At 69.5% G+C, this 2000-nt stretch carries 2 protein-coding genes; both read left to right on the forward strand.

Annotation, left to right across the window (positions count from 1 at the left end; genetic code table 11):
* Nucleotides 1-209 precede the first annotated feature (209 nt).
* Nucleotides 210-911, forward strand: a complete 702-nt coding sequence (gene yczE / locus H5J30_RS29800) for a membrane protein YczE (RefSeq protein ID WP_258563599.1) — start codon at nt 210-212, stop codon at nt 909-911.
* Nucleotides 912-1144: 233 nt separating this feature from the next.
* Entirely contained in the window at nt 1145-1519 is a 375-nt protein-coding gene (locus H5J30_RS29805) for an RNA polymerase-binding protein RbpA (protein WP_026276152.1), read from the forward strand.
* Nucleotides 1520-2000: the final 481 nt, after the last annotated feature.

Raw genomic sequence — 2000 nt, forward strand, 5'->3', positions numbered from 1 at the left:
CGGGCACGCGGCGGCCGGGCCGGTCGAGTGCCACGGCGCCCGCGCTCTCCTGCGACCGGAGCAGCCGGGCGAGCTGAACCGCGCCGACGGCCGATGTCCATTCCGCCATGAAAACCAGGCCACCTTTCCCCGATTGGCCATATCACTCATAGAAGTGCAGTCCACATAGTGGCACGCAGCCATCCAACAGGACCAGAGGGGAGCCAGTCTTGTCGCGCTGGAGGGAAGGCCGGAGGGAAGCCCGTACGGCCCGCAGGCTCGGGCATCTGTACGTCGGCCTCACGCTGTACGGGCTGAGCTGCGCGCTGATGGTGCGCGCCGGGGTCGGGCTCGACCCGTGGGACACCTTCCACCAGGGGATCGGCAAGCAGACCGGCATGTCGATGGGCGTCGCGACGATCGTGGTCGGCGCGGCCGTACTGCTGCTGTGGATCCCGCTCCGGCAGCGCCCGGGGCTGGGCACCGTCTCCAACGTGGTGGTGATCGGCCTCGCCATGGACGCCTCGCTCGCGGTGCTGCCCGAGGTGCACGGCCTGGCCCTGCAGATACCGCAGATGCTCGCCGGCGTCGCCCTCAACGGCGTGGCCACCGGCCTGTACATCTCCGCACGCTACGGCCCCGGCCCCCGCGACGGGCTGATGACCGGGCTGCACCGGCGCACCGGCCTGTCCGTCCGGCTGGTCCGCACCCTGATCGAGGTCGCGGTGCTGGCCTCCGGCTGGCTGCTGGGCGGCTCGGTCGGCGCCGGCACGGTCGTCTACGCCCTGGCGATCGGCCCGCTGGCCCAGTTCTTCCTGCGCGTGTTCGCGATTCCGGAGCCCGTCCCGGCCGCGCCGGCGGCCGGCGGCGGGGCGGAGTGCGACACGACGCCCCGCGAGGTGAATTATGTGCCGCCAGGCGCGGAGCGGTAGTGTACGCCTCCGGCTCGGCAGGCGGACCGTTACAGCATGCAGCGAGATGAAATCAGTCGGTGACATCTCCGTCACACGTGACAAAGCGGACGCTTGTGGGTAGAAGCAATGGGGCGGCACGACGGGCGACGCATGTCCCGGAACGGGAATCTTCATCGCCGACCGGACGTTGACCGGATGACGACGACAGCGACACCTGTCCTGTGGGCGACAAGCCCGGGAGGCAACGATTCATGAGTGAGCGAGCTCTTCGCGGCACGCGACTCGTGGTGACCAGCTACGAGACGGACCGCGGCATCGACCTGGCCCCGCGCCAGGCGGTGGAGTACGCATGCCAGAACGGCCATCGGTTCGAGATGCCGTTCTCGGTCGAGGCGGAGATCCCGCCGGAGTGGGAGTGCAAGACGTGCGGCGCGCAGGCGCTGCTCGTCGACGGCGAGGGACCGGAGGAGAAGAAGGTCAAGCCCGCCCGGACGCACTGGGACATGCTCATGGAGCGGCGCACCCGCGACGAGCTGGAAGAGGTCCTGGCCGAGCGGCTCGCGGTGCTGCGCTCCGGCGCGATGAACATCGCCGTACATCCACGCGACAGCCGCAAGTCGGCCTGAGGCGCGGCGCCGCTCCGGACGAACGGAATCGGCAAGGGCCCGTCCCGCAGTGGGACGGGCCCTTCCGGCTGCCCGAAAACGGTGGACGAGCGGCGGTGGCGCGGCGAGCAGGGCGGCGGTGAGCGCCAGCGCCGCAGTGGTAGTACTAGTCGTTTTATATCCGCGCATGTGTCGAATGCACAGGAGCGGGATAAGGCATACAAGAAGCCTGGCCGGGCAGTCCCCTGAACGGCGGCGCGGGATCGCGCGGATGCGTGGCCGACCGCCGGCACCGTACTGCTGACATAGTGTCAGTAAGGAGTCTTTACGGTCTTCCCAACCGCGGGGGACTGCGTTATACATGTATCCGGCGGTGAGAACGTGTTCTTGTTGCACGTTCCGGCCGCGACCCGAGAGCGACCCCGGCGTGCCGACTGGTGCGGACGGCACGCCGGGGTCTTCGCGCGTTCTCGGCCGCCGTGTCCACGCACGCCACGCACCC

Source organism: Streptomyces phytophilus, from assembly GCF_013870535.1.
In the GTDB taxonomy this organism is placed as follows: domain Bacteria; phylum Actinomycetota; class Actinomycetes; order Streptomycetales; family Streptomycetaceae; genus Streptomyces; species Streptomyces phytophilus.

Bases quoted from the DNA above. Each gene is read 5' to 3' on its own strand.
- H5J30_RS29805 (WP_026276152.1), top strand. From the start codon at position 1,145: ATGAGTGAGCGAGCTCTTCGCGGCACGCGACTCGTGGTGACCAGCTAC.